This is a genomic window from Tateyamaria omphalii (genome assembly GCF_001969365.1).
Lineage (GTDB): Bacteria > Pseudomonadota > Alphaproteobacteria > Rhodobacterales > Rhodobacteraceae > Tateyamaria > Tateyamaria omphalii_A.
Genome location: NZ_CP019312.1, coordinates 1,649,987 through 1,666,587, shown reverse-complemented (window position 1 = coordinate 1,666,587; position 16,601 = coordinate 1,649,987). Strand labels below are relative to the sequence as shown.

General features: G+C 62.7%; 14 protein-coding genes and 1 tRNA gene. 6 read left to right on the top strand and 9 right to left on the bottom strand.

The window, feature by feature from the left end; genetic code table 11:
- Nucleotides 1–101: 101 nt before the first annotated feature.
- The 6 genes from trpE to fabI all read right to left on the bottom strand — a co-directional run bounded on the left by trpE (nt 102) and on the right by fabI (nt 6,718).
- A complete protein-coding gene (gene trpE, locus BWR18_RS08315; RefSeq protein WP_076627540.1) occupies nt 102–1,610 on the bottom strand; it encodes an anthranilate synthase component I in 1,509 nt (502 codons plus the stop codon).
- Entirely contained in the window at nt 1,610–3,457 is a 1,848-nt protein-coding gene (locus BWR18_RS08310; RefSeq protein ID WP_076627539.1) for a peptidylprolyl isomerase, read from the bottom strand. Before BWR18_RS08310 ends, trpE begins: the two co-directional genes overlap by 1 nt.
- Before the next feature lie 77 nt (nt 3,458–3,534).
- Nucleotides 3,535–4,710, bottom strand: a complete 1,176-nt coding sequence (locus tag BWR18_RS08305) for an aminotransferase (protein WP_076627538.1) — start codon at nt 4,708–4,710, stop codon at nt 3,535–3,537.
- Between the two features lie 81 nt (nt 4,711–4,791).
- Nucleotides 4,792–5,295, bottom strand: a complete 504-nt coding sequence (gene gpt, locus BWR18_RS08300) for a xanthine phosphoribosyltransferase (RefSeq protein ID WP_076627537.1) — start codon at nt 5,293–5,295, stop codon at nt 4,792–4,794.
- 3 nt (nt 5,296–5,298) lie between these two features.
- Nucleotides 5,299–5,907: a LysE family translocator gene (locus BWR18_RS08295; protein WP_076627536.1), complete on the bottom strand. Its 609-nt coding sequence runs from the start codon at nt 5,905–5,907 to the stop codon at nt 5,299–5,301.
- 4 nt (nt 5,908–5,911) lie between these two features.
- Nucleotides 5,912–6,718: an enoyl-ACP reductase FabI gene (fabI, locus tag BWR18_RS08290; protein ID WP_076627535.1), complete on the bottom strand. Its 807-nt coding sequence runs from the start codon at nt 6,716–6,718 to the stop codon at nt 5,912–5,914.
- Between the two features lie 150 nt (nt 6,719–6,868).
- Between fabI and pdxH the strand changes: the two genes are divergently transcribed.
- The 4 genes from pdxH to BWR18_RS08270 all read left to right on the top strand — a co-directional run bounded on the left by pdxH (nt 6,869) and on the right by BWR18_RS08270 (nt 8,734).
- Nucleotides 6,869–7,474 carry a pyridoxamine 5'-phosphate oxidase gene (gene pdxH, locus BWR18_RS08285; protein ID WP_076630201.1) on the top strand — a complete coding sequence of 202 codons (606 nt, stop codon included), beginning with the start codon at nt 6,869–6,871 and terminating at the stop codon, nt 7,472–7,474.
- 119 nt (nt 7,475–7,593) lie between these two features.
- Complete coding sequence (locus BWR18_RS08280) at nt 7,594–8,130, top strand: cold-shock protein (RefSeq protein ID WP_076627534.1); 537 nt, start codon at nt 7,594–7,596, stop codon at nt 8,128–8,130.
- 1 nt (nt 8,131) lies between these two features.
- Entirely contained in the window at nt 8,132–8,602 is a 471-nt protein-coding gene (locus BWR18_RS08275; protein ID WP_076627533.1) for a DUF192 domain-containing protein, read from the top strand.
- A gap of 55 nt (nt 8,603–8,657) precedes the next feature.
- A tRNA-Pro gene (locus BWR18_RS08270) sits at nt 8,658–8,734 on the top strand.
- A gap of 5 nt (nt 8,735–8,739) precedes the next feature.
- Here BWR18_RS08270 and BWR18_RS08265 read toward each other — a convergent pair.
- Nucleotides 8,740–9,126: a hypothetical protein gene (locus tag BWR18_RS08265; protein WP_157598678.1), complete on the bottom strand. Its 387-nt coding sequence runs from the start codon at nt 9,124–9,126 to the stop codon at nt 8,740–8,742.
- 593 nt (nt 9,127–9,719) lie between these two features.
- Here BWR18_RS08265 and BWR18_RS08260 point away from each other — a divergent pair.
- Entirely contained in the window at nt 9,720–13,376 is a 3,657-nt protein-coding gene (locus tag BWR18_RS08260) for a vitamin B12-dependent ribonucleotide reductase (RefSeq protein ID WP_076627531.1), read from the top strand.
- A gap of 362 nt (nt 13,377–13,738) precedes the next feature.
- Here BWR18_RS08260 and BWR18_RS08255 read toward each other — a convergent pair whose 3' ends face one another.
- Complete coding sequence (locus BWR18_RS08255; protein ID WP_076627530.1) at nt 13,739–14,212, bottom strand: RNA polymerase sigma factor; 474 nt, start codon at nt 14,210–14,212, stop codon at nt 13,739–13,741.
- A gap of 235 nt (nt 14,213–14,447) precedes the next feature.
- Between BWR18_RS08255 and BWR18_RS08250 the strand changes: the two genes are divergently transcribed.
- Nucleotides 14,448–14,696 carry a hypothetical protein gene (locus BWR18_RS08250; protein WP_076630200.1) on the top strand — a complete coding sequence of 83 codons (249 nt, stop codon included), beginning with the start codon at nt 14,448–14,450 and terminating at the stop codon, nt 14,694–14,696.
- Between the two features lie 252 nt (nt 14,697–14,948).
- Here BWR18_RS08250 and BWR18_RS08245 read toward each other — a convergent pair whose 3' ends face one another.
- Nucleotides 14,949–16,490, bottom strand: coding sequence for a trimethylamine methyltransferase family protein (locus BWR18_RS08245; RefSeq protein ID WP_076627529.1), 1,542 nt, complete (start codon nt 16,488–16,490; stop codon nt 14,949–14,951).
- Between the last annotated feature and the right edge of the window lie 111 nt (nt 16,491–16,601).

The following is a 16,601-nucleotide window of genomic DNA, read 5'->3' as shown; positions in this document are numbered from 1 at the left end:
GCCTGTTCGATCAAGCGCACGCAGGTACGCTCTTTCTCTGTCTAAAAAATCCGCACCAAAGGGTCGGGTGGCCACATACCGCCCCGCGCGAAGGTAAGTTGCTACCGGTTGCCCCCGGCAAACCGTGCCGCATCAGCCGCCGCGCGACGTATGGCACCCGACTTGTGCACGGTCTCCATGAACTCGGCCTCGGGATCACTGTCGTAAACGACGCCGCCACCGGCCTGGATATAGAGCTTTTGGTCCTGCACCACTGCGGTGCGCAGCGCGATGCACATATCCATGTCGCCGCCTGCGCTGAAATAGCCGACCCCGCCGCCATAGACACCGCGCTTTTCCGGCTCCAGCTCGTCGATGATTTCCATCGCGCGGACCTTGGGCGCACCCGAAACCGTGCCCGCAGGCATCCCGGCAAAAAACGCATCAAGCGCATCTTTGCCCTCGGCCAACTCGCCCACGACATTCGAGACAATGTGCATGACATGGGAATACCGCTCGACGATGAACTCCTCGGTTGGGCGCACGGTGCCGATCTTGGCCACGCGGCCCACGTCGTTGCGGCCCAGATCCAGCAGCATCAGGTGCTCGGCCAGTTCCTTCTCGTCGCCCAATAGATCGGCCTCCAGCGCGCGGTCGGCTTCGGGCGTGTCCCCGCGGGGACGGGTGCCTGCGATGGGGCGGATGGTGACCTCGTTGCCAAAGACGCGGACCAGGATCTCGGGGCTGGCACCGACGACTTGGAAACCGCCGAAGTTGAAATAGAACATGAAAGGTGACGGGTTCGTGCGGCGCAGACTGCGATAGAGCGCAAAGGGCGGCTCGCGAAATTCCTGTGTCCAGCGTTGGGCGGGCACGACCTGAAAGATATCGCCCGCCTTGATGTATTCGCGCGCCGTCTCGACGGCGGCCTTATAGCCGTCCTTGGTGAAGTTCGACACAGGCTCCGACGGTTCCGACGCATCACCCAGATCGCGCGTCTCTACCGGCATTGCACGCTCCAGATCGCGCACGGCATCCATCACGCGCTCGGCGGCCTGAGCATAGGCGGCGCGCGCCGATTGACCATCGCTGACCCAGGCAGGGGAGACGACCGTCACCTCGCCCTTCACCCCGTCCAGCACGGCCACGACCGACGGGCGCAGCATCAACGCATCGGGCAGGCCCAGCGGGTCGGGGTTCACATCCGGCAGACGCTCCACCAGCCGTATCATGTCATAACCCAGATAGCCGAACAGACCGGCAGCAGCCTGGGGCAGATCGTCGGGCAGGGCGATGCGGCTTTCCTCAATGAGGGCGCGCAACGCGTCCAGCGGGTTGCCCGCGACTGGCTCGAACGCGTCCGCATCGTAGCGGGCCATGCGGTTGATCGAGGACGCGTCGCCATCGCAACGCCAGATCAGGTCCGGTTTCATCCCGATGATCGAATAGCGCCCGCGTACCTCACCGCCGGTGACGGATTCCAGAACAAAAGCGTCCTTCTGCGCGCCCGTCAGCTTCAGCATCAGCGACACGGGCGTGTCGAGATCCGCTGCCAAACGGGTATAAACCACCTGGTTTTCGCCCGCCGCATAGGCCGCCGCAAAGCTGTCGTAGTCCGGGACGAGGGCCATCAGGGAAAGTTCACATGGACGGCGTCCAACGCCTGCTGATTGATCTGGGTGCCCGCGCGCAGGACCACATCCTCGCCAAAGATGTTGAAAATCTCGCCCGCCATGATCTGGCCCAGCTCGGCGCTCAGGGCTTCTGTCTCGGCCTGAACCTCGGGGCTATCTGCCGCTGGGTTGATCGCATCGAGGCGCACCACCAGTACGGCCCCGTATCCAGGAATGATACGCACATCGCCCGGTTCCATCTCAAACACGGACGTCATGAATTCGGGCGGCGTGCCCTGAACAAAGGCGCTGCGGTCCAGCTCGGTTTCCACAATCGAATCAAGTGATTGGCTGGCGAAGCTTTCGCCTGCCTCAAGCGCAGGCAGCAGAGCTTCGGCCTTGGCGGTCAAGCGGGCTTCGCTCTGTTCAGCCTCCCAGTTGCCCTGCACGTTCAACTTTGCCTCTTCAAACGGGGCAGGGCGCGGCGGCAGCAATTCCTCCATGCGCATGGCAAAGATGCCGCCTTCGTCAAGTTGCACGATTTCGGGAAAGTCATCCTGGGTCAGGTCCACCGCTGCGTCCCGAAAGCCGTCATAGGCGGCAATGCCCTCGCCAAGGGCCGGATACCAGTCGATGGTGCCCAATTGCATGTCGGTTTCGGCGTCCAGTTCCTCGAGCGTCGCGCCACCGGCCAGCATGTTGTCGAATTCTTCGGCGAGAACCTCGACCTGCCGACGTGCGGCAGCAATCGACAGTTCCTGTTGCAACTCCGGCGCGGCCTCTTCGAAGGTGACAATCTGCGCGGGCAGGACCGCGTTCACGCGGAAAAGGGCAGGGCCAAGAGACGACGGCAGCGGGCCCACGACATCGCCGACTTCGGCGTTGAACACAGCTTCGCCTGCCGCATCCAGCTCCAGACGACTGACATCGCCCATGTCGATGTCACCCAATTCCAGCCCACGTTCGGCGACAAGAGCCTCGAACGTCGTGCCGTCGACCTCAAGCTGTGCCGCCGCGCGCTCGGCCGCCTCGGCATTCAGATAAACCAGCCGTTCGACCAGACGACGTTCAGGCTGATTGTACTGATCCGCCCGCGCCTCATACTCGGCGCGCAGTGTCGTCTCCTCGACCTCCATCGAGTCGAGGATCATGTCGGGCAGCAGCACGGCATAGGTGATGCGCTTGGTCTCGGGCAGTTCGTAGTCGCCGAGGTTTTCCTCATAATAGGCGCGCAGCACCTCGTCCGAAGGGTCGGGCAGGTCCGTTTCCAGATCGGCCTGGCCCAGACGCACCCATGTGAAATCACGCGTCTCGCCCAGAAAGGATACAAGTGTCCGGGCATACGTGTCGGGCATCTGCATACCGGACACGATGGCGCCCTGCAGGATCGAGCGGGAGACTTCCTCGCGCAGCGTCGTCTCAAAATCCGCCTCGCTCGTGCCCTGCTGGTCGAGGGCAAAGCGGTAGGCGTCGCGGTCGAACGACCCGTCAAGGCCGCGGAAGGCCGGGATGTTCAGGATCTCGTCCCGGATCACCTCGTCACCGACGCTCAAGCCCATCTCGCCTGCCTCGTAGTCAAGCGCCCGGGCGCGCACCAGTTGCGCCAGCACGGCCTGATCCAGCCCGATGGCTTGGGCGCGCGCAAATGTCAGCGGTGTGCCGGTCTGCTGGCCCACCGCCTGCATCTCGCGTTGGAGCGTGTTGGCATAGGTCTGGACGTCGATATGCTTGTCGCCGACCTTTCCTACGGTGCGGATCGTGCCGCCCAGGCCATCGAGGCCAAAGCCCAGGCTTAGCCCCACAAACAGCAGGCCCAAAAGGATCCAGACAGCGATTTTCGAGATGGAAGTCTTGCCCTGAGCCATGTGCGCCTTCTTGCGGGTTCTGTTGCATTCCGGGGATGTCTAACGGCCCCGCCAGACACGGGCAAGGCCGGTTGGTGTCAGAGCGCCAGGGCTGACAGCCTTGTGTAGAGCGCGGCAATGCCATCCGCGTCCAGATTGGCAAAGGCGATGCGCAGTTGCCGTTGTCCTTCGGGCGCGTCGTCGGGCCAGAACATGGTGCCGGGCAGGCACAGAATACCGGCCTCCTGCACCAGCTTCGGCGCCAGATCGGCTGACGACATGTCGAACGGGTGCTGCATGTAGGCGAAATAGGCCCCCAGACCCATCAACTGCCATCCCTTGTCCGCCAGCACCGGAAAACCATCGGTGATGGCCTGTCTGCGCGCCAGGATTTCATCCCGCTCGCCGGCGACCCATTGGGTCAGATTTTCCAGCCCCCACAGGGCAGCGTATTGACCGATCTGGCCGGGGCATATGGCGACGGTGTCAAGGAATTTCTCAGCCTCCGCCAGCCGCTCAGGTGAGGCCACCAACGCACCGACCCGGTGTCCGGTCAGGCGGTAGGCCTTGGAAAAGGAGTAGAGATGGATGAATGTCTCCTCCCATCCGTCCTGTTGGAACAGCGCATGGGGCGGGCCGCTGCGGCTGTCGAAATCGCGGTAGGTCTCATCGACGATGAGGGCGATGCCATGCGCCTTGGCCAATTCATGGAAGCCTAGAACCAGCGCGTCCGGGTACTCTACGCCCGCCGGATTGTTGGGCGTCACAAGCGCAATCGCCCGCGTCTTGTTCGTGATCAGCGCGCGTGCAGCGTCCACATCCGGCAACATCCCCCCGCCCACGGGCAGCGGCACGGAAGCGACACCCGCCATGTCCAGCCACATCTTGTGATTGAAGTACCATGGCGTCGGCAGGATCACCTCGTCCCCTTCGTCGCACAGCGTCGCGATCGCGGCGGCAAAGGCCTGATTGCAGCCCGACGTGATCGCTACGTTTTCCGCGTGTGTCGACGCGCTGTAGTGCTGGTTGATCTGTCGGGACAAGCCTGCGCGCAGGGCGGGCATCCCCAGAACGGGACCATACAGATGCGCATCATCGCGGGTCAGGGCCGCGTCCGCCATCGCTTGCCGCAGCGCGTCGGGCGGCGGATCCACCGGGGCGGCCTGGCTCACATTGATCAACGGTCGGTTGGGTGGAAAGGTGACATCTTCCAGCCAGCGCCGTGCCTCCATCACCGGAGGCGCGAAGGTGGATGCGGTGCGCGAGAGTGTCATGCGGCTGCTCCGGTTGCAGAGGCCGGAGCCTCCGGCGGGGATTTTTTGAAACAGGGAAGGGCAGGACCGTTTGGGCGTCGATCAATCCTTGCCGCGATAAGGCTCGACATATTGCAGGGCCATATCCCAGGGGAAAAAGATCCACGTGTCCTGGCTGACGCCCGTGATGAACGTGTCGACCATCGGTTCGCCCTTGGGCTTGGCGTATACAGTGGCAAAATGCGCCTTGGGGTAGAGGTCGCGCACCACTTCCAGCGTGCGACCCGAATCCACGAGATCGTCGATGACCAGAATGCCGGTGCCGTCGCCCATCAAATCCGCATCCGGTGCTTTCAGCACTTCCACTTCACCCTGGCTCTGGTGGTGGTAGGATTTGACGCTGATCGTGTCGACGGTGCGAATGTCCAGTTCGCGGCTAACGATCATGGCGGGTGCCATACCGCCACGTGTGATTGCAACGACGGCGCGCCACGCTCCGTCATCAGGCCCATGACCATCCAGCCGCCAGGCCAGCGCGCGGCTGTCTCGGTGAATCTGGTCCCAGCTGATGTGAAAGCCTTTTTCGTGGGGGAGGCGGTCTGCCATAGTCTATTTCTCCAGGATCAGGCGCAGGCCGAGCGCGCCCAGCAAAGTGGCCGCGATGCGGTCAAAGATGGGTTTGAGGCTGACATAGCCGCGCCGTACATGCGGTGTGCTCAGCGCAAGGGCCAGACAGGTATAGAAAACCAATTCAAGCGCCCAGTGGTTCAGCACGATCACAGCGATGTCGGCAGGGGCAAGCCCCTTGGGAAAGACGACGACAATGACGGCGGCGGCAAAAAGCATGGATTTCGGATTGCCGAAGTTCAAAAGCATCCCCGACAGCACCGCGCGCCCACGCGCCAGGGGCGCTTCGCCCAAAGGATCACGGGCATGGCGCCATGTCTGGACCGCGATCCAGATCAGGTAGAGCGCGCCGCCAATCTTCAGGGCGGTATAGGTCCACGGAAACAGGGTAAAGACCGCTTCAAGACCCAAGAGGGCTGCCAGCGTCCACATGGCCGCCGCTGTGCCCAGGCCGATGCCGGTCGCAATGCCCGCGCCGCGCCCGCCGGTCACGGTCGCCCGCGTGATGAACAGCATCGCGGCCCCCGGCGACACCAACGCGGCCAGCAACACGGTGTTGAACGCGACAAGCTCGGCAATGGTCAGCGACATGGGCCTATCCTTTCGAGATGTCGGGTGCGTCCACCGCCTTCATCCCGACCACATGATACCCCGCATCGACATGCAGGTTCTCGCCCGTCGTGCCAGAGCCCAGATCGCTCAGCAGATACAAAGCCGACTTGCCCACATCTTCTATGGTCACGTTGCGGCGCAGGGGCGAGTTGTATTCGTTCCACTTCATGATGTAGCGGAAATCGCCGATGCCCGACGCGGCCAGCGTCTTGATCGGCCCGGCACTGATGGCGTTGACGCGGATGCCGTCCTTGCCCAGATCCTCAGCCAGATACTTGACCGACGCCTCAAGCGCCGCCTTGGCCACCCCCATGACGTTGTAATGCGGCATGACCTGTTCGGCGCCGTAATAGGTGAGGGTCAGCGCACTGCCGCCCGCTTTCATCATCTTTTCTGCCCGCTGCATCACCGCGGTGAAGGAATAGACAGAGATGTCCATGGTCATCGTGAAGTTGCCGCGCGACGTATCGACATAGCGACCCCGCAGCTCGTTCTTGTCGGAAAAGCCGATGGCGTGCACGATGAAATCAATCTGACCCCAACGCTCCTTCAAGCTGTGGAACAGGCCGTCAATCGACGCCTCATCGCCCACATCGCAAGGCAGGACGATATCACTGCCCAGCTGCGCGGCCAAAGGATCAACGCGCTTTTTCAGCGCCTCGCCCTGATAGGAAAAGGCCAGTTCGGCCCCGGCCTCGCGCAGGGTGCGCGCAATGCCCCAGGCGATGGATTTGTCGTTGGCAAGGCCCATGATCAACCCCCGCTTGCCTGCCATCAGACCGCTCGCCATATCACTGCCCATCCCGTTCCCCACTTTCGGCCGTGTCGTCTGGCGGCCAGCTTTAGGCCATTGCCCGAGACGCATCAAGAGACGCAGGCGTGGTTGCACCTCGATCAGGCGGACGCTAGCTGTTTGATCAGCGACGCAAAGGAGACGGGTATGGCGGATCGGGATGGCAAATTTGCGGGGGATAACCCATTTGACATCGTACGCGCCTGGATGGACGAGGCAGAGGCCGCCGAGCTGAATGACCACAACGCCATCGCACTCAGTACGGTGGATTCTGATGGCCTGCCCAACGCACGCATGGTTCTGTTGAAAGAGGTCGAGGACAACGCTTTTGTCTTCTACACCAATTATACCAGCGCCAAGGCCGCGGAGCTGGACCATGCGGGCAAGGCCGCGTTTCTGCTGCATTGGAAGTCGCTGCGGCGACAGGTGCGGGTGCGGGGGCTGGTGGAAAAGGAAGAGGGGCCGCAAGCGGATGCTTACTACGCGTCGCGGTCGCTGAAGTCGCGGCTCGGGGCCTGGGCCTCGGATCAAAGCGCACCGCTCGACAGTCGCGCCAGTCTTATGGCCAGGGTCGCCAAGGTAACGGCACGCGAGGGGACAAGCCCGTCGCGCCCACCATTCTGGGGCGGCTACCGGATCACTCCGATCGAGATCGAGTTCTGGGCTGACGGTGCCTTCCGGCTGCACGATCGGTTCCGTTGGCGGCGTGAAAATGCGGCCTCCGATTGGACGATCACACGTCTCAACCCGTGAATTTCACGTGACTTGAAATGTAAGGTGCTGAAAAATATTCACTATTTCGCACTTGAATTTCGCTGTCGAAATGGCGCAAATCTGGGGGGCGGCAATAAACGTTTAAAGAAAGACACGTCGTGTCAGAACACTCATCAGATACGGATATGGTCACCGGAACGGTGAAGTGGTTCGATCCTGTCAAAGGCTTCGGCTTTATCGTGGCAAGCTCCGGCGGCCCTGACATCCTGCTGCATGTCAACGTGCTGCGCAATTTCGGACAATCCTCGGTTGCGGATGGCGCCGACGTAGACGTACGCATCCAGCACACAGAGCGGGGCGTGCAAGCAGTAGAAGTCCTGTCGATCACGCCACCAACCCATACGGATTCGTCATCACTGAGTGATTTGGCGCATATGGATGCGACCGCCGTCGCCGACGCTCCGCTGCAACCGGGCCGCGTCAAGTGGTTCGACAAGGGCAAGGGGTTCGGCTTTGCTAACGTGTTCGGCAGCAGCGAGGACGTGTTTCTGCATGTCGAGGTGTTGCGCCGCTCAGGTCTGTCGGACCTGCAGCCCGGCGAAGCGCTTGCGCTGCGGGTTATCGCCGGGAAACGCGGACATATGGCGGCCGAGGTTCTGGCCTGGGAAGCGGCGCTGCCCAAGGAAGAAGCATAAGATGCGCGCTCTGCGGGCTTGCATCGCCATGCTGGCCTTGCTGGTCAGTGCACAACTCGCTGCGGCACAATGCGACGACACGACGGTCTGGCTGCGCGGAGATTTTGGCCAGGCACGGTTCACGATCGAAATCGCGGACACGCAACGCAGCCGCGCCACCGGCCTGATGAACCGTCCCTCCATGCCGTCAAGCGAGGGGATGCTGTTCGTCTACCCGCGCCCACGGGCGCTGTCGTTCTGGATGCGCAACACGCTGATTCCGCTCGATATGCTGTTTGTCGATCCGACGGGCACGGTCGCTCATATCCACCACGAAGCTGTCCCGCTGGACGAAACACCGATCTATGGCGGCGAGGGTCTGACCCATGTGCTGGAAATCAACGGTGGGCTCGCCCGGATGCTGGGCATCGGCGAGGGCGCACAGCTGCGCCACCCCAGCTTTGATCAGAATAACGCAGCGTGGCCCTGCTGATCGTGCGCTTTGGGCTTTTCAATTCGAAACGCGGCGTCTAAGACAGCGCCACGGTCGGAGCGTGGCGCAGCCTGGTAGCGCACCTGTTTTGGGTACAGGGGGTCGGAGGTTCGAATCCTCTCGCTCCGACCAGTTTCCTAACTGTCCGCAATACCGCCCGTTGCCACCAGCAGCTGGTCCATCAACTGATCCAGCGCCTGCTGCTTGATATAGATGCGCCGCGGATTGCCCGACTTCTGCACCACCTCCGCAAAATAGGACAGTTCGACGACATAAGCACCATCGTCCCGGCCCGTTTCCTTTTGCACGACCAGCGTCGGCGCCTCGAGCGCGCCATCGTATCTAAGCAGTAAAAACGCGGCCACATCCGGGGGCGGCAGGATCCGGCATTGCACCACTGACCGGGACACAGTGCGCAACTGATCGCCGGGCGCGTTGCACGAGGATCGGAACGCGTCATCCAGAGGCGCAGGATTCGCGGCAAAGGTCGCTCGCCGCACGGGCAGGTCTTGTTCGTCCGTCACCACGGTCTCTACATATTGTGGTGCACAGGCGCTCAATGCGACGGCAAGACAGGCTATGAACGGTCGCATTTTGTGCCTCATCTCAGGGATATCCAAACATCACCACATTTTCCGCAGCGCGGCAAAACGTTTCTACCGAGGCGTGTGTTAACCTGTGGATAACTTCAGGTGAAGCATCCACAGGCAGGTCTAAACTGCCCGAATACAGGTGATTTTTCACACCCCGCCTTGGGATCGTTTTTGCGTCCAAACCCGCGGCGTTAACGAAGTGAATCGGACGACCAACAGCGCTATGTCGCGGCGCGCAACGGTCAAGAAAAAAGATGTCAAAAAAGTTTTAAAATGTCGTTGACGCACCCCCTCCAGATACGTCACCTTGTGCGGGCCGGGCGCTTCACCACAACATTTAGTGGCTAACACTAGGGGCGACGCGCCGGGCACGAGGGACAGACTTAACCGCGCCAGATGCTGAAAGCGAACCCGATACTCGGGTCCGTGCGAGAGCGGTCTGCCACCGTGTCGGCACATTGAATACGGGGATCTGCAACGTCAGGCACCTGTCATGGAACACCAGCTGGGAATGAGGCAGCGTAATGAAGATTGAAAGACAGTTCACCAAAGCCGGTCAGGACGCCTATGCGGAGCTTGATTTCGTGACCACCGCGTCAGAAATCCGCAATCCTGACGGCACCGTGGTGTTCCGTTTGGACGAAGTGGAAGTGCCCGGCAGATGGAGCCAGGTCGCAAGCGACGTGATCGCGCAGAAATACTTCCGCAAGGCCGGCGTGCCCTCCAAGCTGCAAAAGGTCGAAGAAGCGGACGTTCCCGAGTTCCTCTGGCGCTCTGAGGCGGCCAAGGGCGCCGAAATGGGTGGCGAAACGTCCTCCAAGCAGGTCTTTGACCGGCTCGCAGGCGCATGGGCGTACTGGGGTTGGAAGGGTGGTTATTTCTCCACCGAGGAAGACGCACGCGCCTATTATGACGAAATGCGCCACATGCTGGCGACCCAGCGCGCGGCACCTAACAGCCCGCAATGGTTCAACACCGGCCTGCACTGGGCCTACGGCATCGACGGCCCGGCCCAGGGGCACCACTATGTCGACTACAAGACCGGCAAGCTGACCAAGTCCAAATCCTCCTACGAACATCCGCAGCCCCACGCTTGCTTCATCCAGTCGGTCAAGGATGACCTTGTGAACGACGGCGGCATCATGGACCTTTGGGTCCGCGAGGCGCGCCTGTTCAAATACGGCTCCGGCACCGGAACCAACTTCTCCAGCCTCCGGGGCGAGGGTGAGAAGCTGTCTGGCGGCGGCAAATCGTCCGGCCTCATGGGCTTCCTGAAAATCGGTGACCGGGCAGCGGGCGCTATCAAATCGGGCGGCACCACGCGTCGCGCGGCCAAGATGGTGATCGTCGATGCCGACCACCCCGACATCCAGGACTTCATCAACTGGAAGGTGATCGAAGAGCAGAAAGTGGCGTCCATCGTCGCAGGCTCCAAGATGCACGAGGAAAGACTGAACGGCATCTTCGAGGCCATCGGTACATGGGACGGCGCCGAAGCGGACGCCTACGATCCCAAGAAAAACAATGCGTTGAAGGACGCGGTGAAAGCGGCCAAGCGCGTCGCGATCCCCGAAACCTACATCAAGCGCGTGCTGGATTACGCCCGTCAGGGCCACACCAGCATCGAGTTTCCAACATACGACACCGACTGGGATTCTGAGGCATACAGCTCCGTCTCGGGCCAGAACTCGAACAACTCGATCCGCGTCACTAACGCCTTCCTGACCGCCGTTGAAAAAGACGCCGATTGGGAACTGATCAGTCGCGTCGATGGCTCGGTCACCAAAACGGTCAAAGCACGGGATTTGTGGGAACAGGTCGGCCACGCCGCATGGGCCTGTGCCGATCCGGGCATCCAGTACCACGACACCGTCAACGACTGGCACACATGCCCCGAAGATGGCGCAATCCGCGGCTCCAACCCGTGTTCGGAATACATGTTCCTGGACGACACGGCCTGCAACCTGGCGTCGATGAACCTGCTGACCTTCCTCAAGGATGGCCAGTTCCAGGTCGAGGATTACATGCACGCGGCCCGTCTGTGGACCGTGACGCTGGAAATCTCGGTGATGATGGCGCAATTCCCGTCCAGGGAAATCGCGCAACGCTCCTACGACTTCCGCACGCTGGGCCTTGGCTACGCCAATATCGGCGGTCTGCTGATGAACATGGGCCACGGCTATGACAGCGACGAGGGCCGCGCGCTGTGCGGCGCACTGACCGCGATCATGACCGGCGTGTCCTATGCCACATCCGCCGAAATGGCGGGCGAGTTGGGGCCGTTCCCCGGCTACAAGAAAAACGCCGACCACATGCTGCGCGTCATGCGCAACCACCGCAACGCGGCCTATGGCGCGACCGAAGGCTATGAAAAGCTGGCAGTTAAACCCGTCGCGCTGGACCATGCCAACTGCCCCGATCCCCGCCTGATCGACGTGGCCATGTCCACCTGGGATGAGGCGCTGAAACTGGGCGAGGCCAATGGCTACCGCAACGCGCAATCCACCGTGATCGCGCCCACCGGCACCATCGGTCTGGTCATGGATTGCGACACAACGGGGATCGAGCCGGACTTCGCACTGGTGAAGTTCAAGAAATTGGCCGGGGGTGGCTATTTCAAGATCATCAATCGCTCGGTGCCCGCGGCGCTCGAAAACCTCGGCTACGGCTCGGCCCAGATCGAAGAGATCGTCAGCTACGCGGTGGGCCACGGCTCCATCGGAAACGCACCTGCGATCAACCACACGACGCTGGCCGGGCACGGCTTTGGCGCCAATGAGTTGGCCAAGGTGGATGGGGCGCTGGAATCGGCCTTCGACATCCGCTTCGTCTTCAACCAGTGGACATTGGGCGAAGAATTCTGCACCGGCGTTCTGGGTATCCCGGCCGCCAAGCTGAACGACCCGACCTTCGACCTGCTGCGCCACCTGGGCTTCTCCAAGGCCGACATCGACGCCGCCAATGATCACGTCTGCGGTACGATGACGCTGGAAGGGGCACCGCACCTCAAGGAAGAGCATTACCACATCTTCGACTGCGCCAACCCGTGCGGCAAGAAGGGCAAGCGTTTCCTGAGCGTTGACAGCCACATCACCATGATGGCCGCGGCGCAGTCCTTCATCTCGGGCGCGATCTCGAAAACGATCAACATGCCCAACGATGCAACGATCGAGGATTGCCAACGCGCCTACGAGTTGTCGTGGTCGCTGGGGGTAAAGGCCAACGCGCTCTACCGCGACGGCTCGAAACTCTCGCAACCGCTGGCCGCGGCCCTGGTCGAGGATGACGAAGAGGCGCAAGACGTTCTGGAAAGCGGTGCGCCTGCCGAAAAGGCTGCCGTGCTGGCCGAAAAGATCGTCGAAAAGATCATCGTCAAGGAAATCGTCCGCAGCCACCGCGAAAAGATGCCGCAACGGCGCAAGGGCTACACCCAAAAGGCGGTTGTTGGCGGGCACAAGGTCTACCTGCGCACGGGCGAGTACCAGGACGGCAACCTCGGTGAGATCTTCATCGACATGCACAAGGAAGGCGCCGGGTTCCGCGCGATGATGAACAACTTCGCCATCGCCGTGTCCGTGGGCCTGCAATACGGTGTGCCGCTTGAGGAGTTCGTGGATGCCTTCACCTTCACCAAGTTCGAACCCGCGGGCATGGTGCAGGGCAACGACAGCATCAAGAACGCCACGTCGATCCTCGACTACGTGTTCCGCGAACTGGCCGTGTCGTACCTCGACCGCACCGATCTGGCGCATGTGAAACCCGAAGGGGCCACCTTCGACGACATCGGCCGGGGCGAGGAAGAGGGCGTGTCCAACGTCTCCGAACTGTCCGAGACGGCGGCGTCGAAGTCGCTGGAAGTGCTGAAACAGATCAGCTCGACCGGCTACCTGCGCAAGCGTCTGCCCCAAGACCTCGTCGTCTTGCAGGGCGGCATGGCCGACACCGCAATCGACGCCGAGGCAGCGCTGCAAACCCTGGTGCCCGAAGTGGCCGCGGGTGGCGCCGCCGCCGTGTCGACCACGACCGTGTCCGCAGCGGCGCTGACCATCGACGCACGGACCAAGGCCAAGATGCAGGGCTACGAGGGCGAGGCCTGCGGCGAATGCGGTAATTACACGCTGGTGCGCAACGGCACCTGCATGAAGTGCAACACCTGCGGCGCGACGTCCGGGTGTAGCTGACCAAAACGCACCCCGGGGAAGGGGTGCGAGGGGGCCGGGCCGGCAGGCCGGTCCGGCCCCCGACGATACAAACGGCAAGGGCGGTGCGCCGACCTCGCTAAATGATCCAACGGGTGTGCCTCTGCGAAAATGGGATTTTCGCTCTGTCACGCGCACCGGGAAATCCTTGATTTCTCAGTAGGATAGGGTGGGGCGGTACTTTGTCCCCCCACCTTTACACGGGGCGGGTGCGCTCGCCCCCGACGACGTGCAGGCCGCAGGCAGAAAAGTACCGGGCGGTTAACATATTGAGCCTGTACGGCGAAACTCACAGGGGGGCCATTCGGTCCCCCTTTTTTCCATTGGCACGGCCCGGTGGGTGCTCACGCGTCCTTTGCCAGATCCAGCCGCAGCTTTGCCCGCGCGCGCGCCAGCCGCGACATGACTGTCCCCAGCGGCAGGCCCGTCGCGCCGGACAGGGCGCGGGGCGACGTCTCGCCCGCCACCACCAGATCCATCAACTGGCGCTGCGGGGTCGGCAACCGCTCGATCGCGGCCAGCGTGTCGGCGCAATCCAGGCGCAAAAGCGCGTCCGGCTCGGTCAGCGCGTGGTCTTCCTCCAGCTCATCCGTGGCCTGTATGCGCCAGCTTCGGCGGGCGCGGTTCGACAGCGTGCGCATCGCATAGGCCGGCAGATCGTCGATCTCGGTGCCATCGCGCAAGCGCTGGCACAGGCTGAGCAGCGTGTCCTGCACCAGATCCTCGGCTTCCGCGCGGCTGCCCGACAGCCTGCGGGCGCGCCGCGTCAGCACCGGGATCAGCGGCACAAGGCGGCGAGAGGTCGGGCGCTCTGTCATGCTGGCAAAGCTGGGCGCTGCCGGACCGCTTGACCACCCCGGGGGTTTTCGCCGACCGCCGGGCACCACCCTTTTTGGGCAGCCTGCCGCCCATCTTCGCAGCCCGGATCGGCAGGCGGTCGCGCGATCCGCACCCGCACCGCCGGTTGGGGATGCAAAGCGGCGCAATACGCTCAATCTGTGTGAGGGCGCCCGGAAGCGCCCCCTCAATACCCAAACTCAGCAGGAGTTCAAAATGAAGAAGATTGCTTCCCTGACCTGTGTCGCAGCACTGTGCCTTCCCGCGTTTGCCCTGGCCGAGGTCCCTGCCGATCTCGACACCGATGCAGACGGCGTGCTGACCATCGACGAGGTACAAGCGAGCTTTCCAGAGGTCACATCGGACGGTTTCTCTGCGATGGATTTGAATGCCGACGGCGTCCTGGACGAGGACGAAGTGGTTGCAGCCCAGGAGGCGGGATTGATGCCGCCCACCGAAAGCTGATCCGAACACCCGGCTTTTGCTGCGTGTTGTAACGTCCGCGCGGTAAAAAGGTGGGAGTGTGGGGTCCGGTCTCCCCCCAGGGGCCGGGCCCCTACTTTTTGCGAGTTCCTTTTTCTCTGATGCAGGGACGTTGTGCGGCTCGGCCAATCGGTCCTGCCCTGACGCCCTCAAAGCCGCCTGACGGACAGTGAGGCGGGTTTTTTCGAAACAGTGAAGGGGCGAACGCAGCTGGTCCGCCCCCATTGTCTTGGTTTACGCCTCTGGCAGGTGGATTGCGAATGTGGCGCGGATCGCGGCATCAAGTGCTGGGTCGAAAGCTGCGGCGGGGCGTGTCGCGAGGATTTGCTCCTTGCGCGCGGTCGCCTTGGCGATCAGGTCGGGCTTGTCCTGTTCTGCCCATTCCTTGGGCGAGGTGCGGTCGCCCAAGGCGGGATAGACGCAATCCGATTGCATCCGTGACAGGGTCTGTTCGGTGCCCAGATAATGGCCGGGCCCCCCCATGCAGACCTGCGCGATCTGGTCGAGGGCCAGCGTTTCGTCCGTCACCTCGATCCCGCGGGTGCAGCGCAGGGCCTGTCCGATGATGTCGTCGCCCAGGATCAGGCTCTCGTGGCAAAACCCAAGCAGTGAGGCGTGCATACCGGCGGCTTCATAGACCATGTTGCAGCCCGACAAACCCGCCATCACGTTGGAACACATCTGTTCCCAGCCTGCCTGCATGTCCGGCAATTTGCTGTCGGATGCCCCCGCAGCCGCACCGCCCGGCAGGTCATAGAACCGGTGCATCTGCGCACAACCCGCCGTCAGCAATGCCTGTTCGCCCGACCCGATGGACATCGCCCCCGTACGCAGATCAAGGCCGAAGGGCCAGGTGCCAAAGATGGCAGGCGCGCCCGGTTTGACCGCGTTCACATAAACGAGCCCCGCCAGACATTCGGCCACCGCCTGCACGATGGCGCCAGCGATGGTTGATGGTGCCGTGGCGCCTGACATGCCCGCCGACAGCAGCAGCACGGGCATGCCAGCCTTGATACACGCCTCCATCACCTGACAGGATTCGGATGCGAATTTCATCGGCGGCACGACAAAGCAGTTGGAATTCGACATGAACGGGCGCGCGCGCCAGGCGTCTTCGCCGCCCGCGATCATGTGCAGCATCTCCACCGCTGGCGCCACGCAGTGCGGTTCGGAAAAGCTCATCCCGATATGCTTGGTCGTGCCAGAGGTGCAGGCGTAGACCGCGTTGTATTCGCTTTCGACCATGTCGGGGATGTCGCGGCAGACCATTGGGCGCTGGCAGAAATGGATGTTGTCGAGCACGTCGCAGATCCGGGCGGCGTCATGCAGGTCCTGCACGGTGCTTTCGCGATATTCCCGCCCGCTGACATCGACCAGGTGGACCGCTGCGCCTGCCGTGCCGTAGTGCACGCGGCTGCCGCTCAGGGTGAGGTCGTTCTTGCCATCGCGGCTGTGCAGGGTGATGGCGCGGTTGGCGCGCGCCAGCGTGTCCTCCACCAGCGCGCGCGGGAAACGGATGCGCCCATCATCGCCCTGGATGGCGCCCGCGCCAGTCAGGTGGGCCACGCCCGAGGGTGGCGCATCGGCGAGGCCAATGGTTTCGAGGGCGTCAAGTGCTGCGCCGTGGATGCGCGCTACCTCGGCTTCGGTCAGCGGGTTGTACCGCCCACCCGTCAGGCCGGGGCGTACGGGTCGCAGATGATCGGGCAGGGCGGCGGCACGGGCGGCACGCCGTGCAGCGCGCCCGCCCGCGCGGGAAGGGGTTTGGTCATTCATGTCATGGGGTCCGCAGATCAGTGTGGCGTGGAAAAGGGCGTGTGCTTAACCGCCCCGGGCCGCCCGCGCGCCGCGCGTCCGCGCTCGGCCCCGATGGTGCGTGTCACCAGT

What these genes read in the sequence shown, in the direction of transcription:
- BWR18_RS08295 (WP_076627536.1), bottom strand. Translation starts at nt 5,907, where the DNA reads ATGTCGCTGACCATTGCCGAGCTTGTCGCGTTCAACACCGTGTTGCTG.
- BWR18_RS08310 (WP_076627539.1), bottom strand. Translation starts at nt 3,457, where the DNA reads ATGGCTCAGGGCAAGACTTCCATCTCGAAAATCGCTGTCTGGATCCTT.
- BWR18_RS08260 (WP_076627531.1), top strand. Translation starts at nt 9,720, where the DNA reads ATGAAGATTGAAAGACAGTTCACCAAAGCCGGTCAGGACGCCTATGCG.
- fabI (WP_076627535.1), bottom strand. Translation starts at nt 6,718, where the DNA reads ATGGCGAGCGGTCTGATGGCAGGCAAGCGGGGGTTGATCATGGGCCTT.
- pdxH (WP_076630201.1), top strand. Translation starts at nt 6,869, where the DNA reads ATGGCGGATCGGGATGGCAAATTTGCGGGGGATAACCCATTTGACATC.
- BWR18_RS08305 (WP_076627538.1), bottom strand. Translation starts at nt 4,710, where the DNA reads ATGACACTCTCGCGCACCGCATCCACCTTCGCGCCTCCGGTGATGGAG.
- BWR18_RS08255 (WP_076627530.1), bottom strand. Translation starts at nt 14,212, where the DNA reads ATGACAGAGCGCCCGACCTCTCGCCGCCTTGTGCCGCTGATCCCGGTG.
- trpE (WP_076627540.1), bottom strand. Translation starts at nt 1,610, where the DNA reads ATGGCCCTCGTCCCGGACTACGACAGCTTTGCGGCGGCCTATGCGGCG.
- BWR18_RS08250 (WP_076630200.1), top strand. Translation starts at nt 14,448, where the DNA reads ATGAAGAAGATTGCTTCCCTGACCTGTGTCGCAGCACTGTGCCTTCCC.
- gpt (WP_076627537.1), bottom strand. Translation starts at nt 5,295, where the DNA reads ATGGCAGACCGCCTCCCCCACGAAAAAGGCTTTCACATCAGCTGGGAC.
- BWR18_RS08275 (WP_076627533.1), top strand. Translation starts at nt 8,132, where the DNA reads ATGCGCGCTCTGCGGGCTTGCATCGCCATGCTGGCCTTGCTGGTCAGT.
- BWR18_RS08245 (WP_076627529.1), bottom strand. Translation starts at nt 16,490, where the DNA reads ATGAATGACCAAACCCCTTCCCGCGCGGGCGGGCGCGCTGCACGGCGT.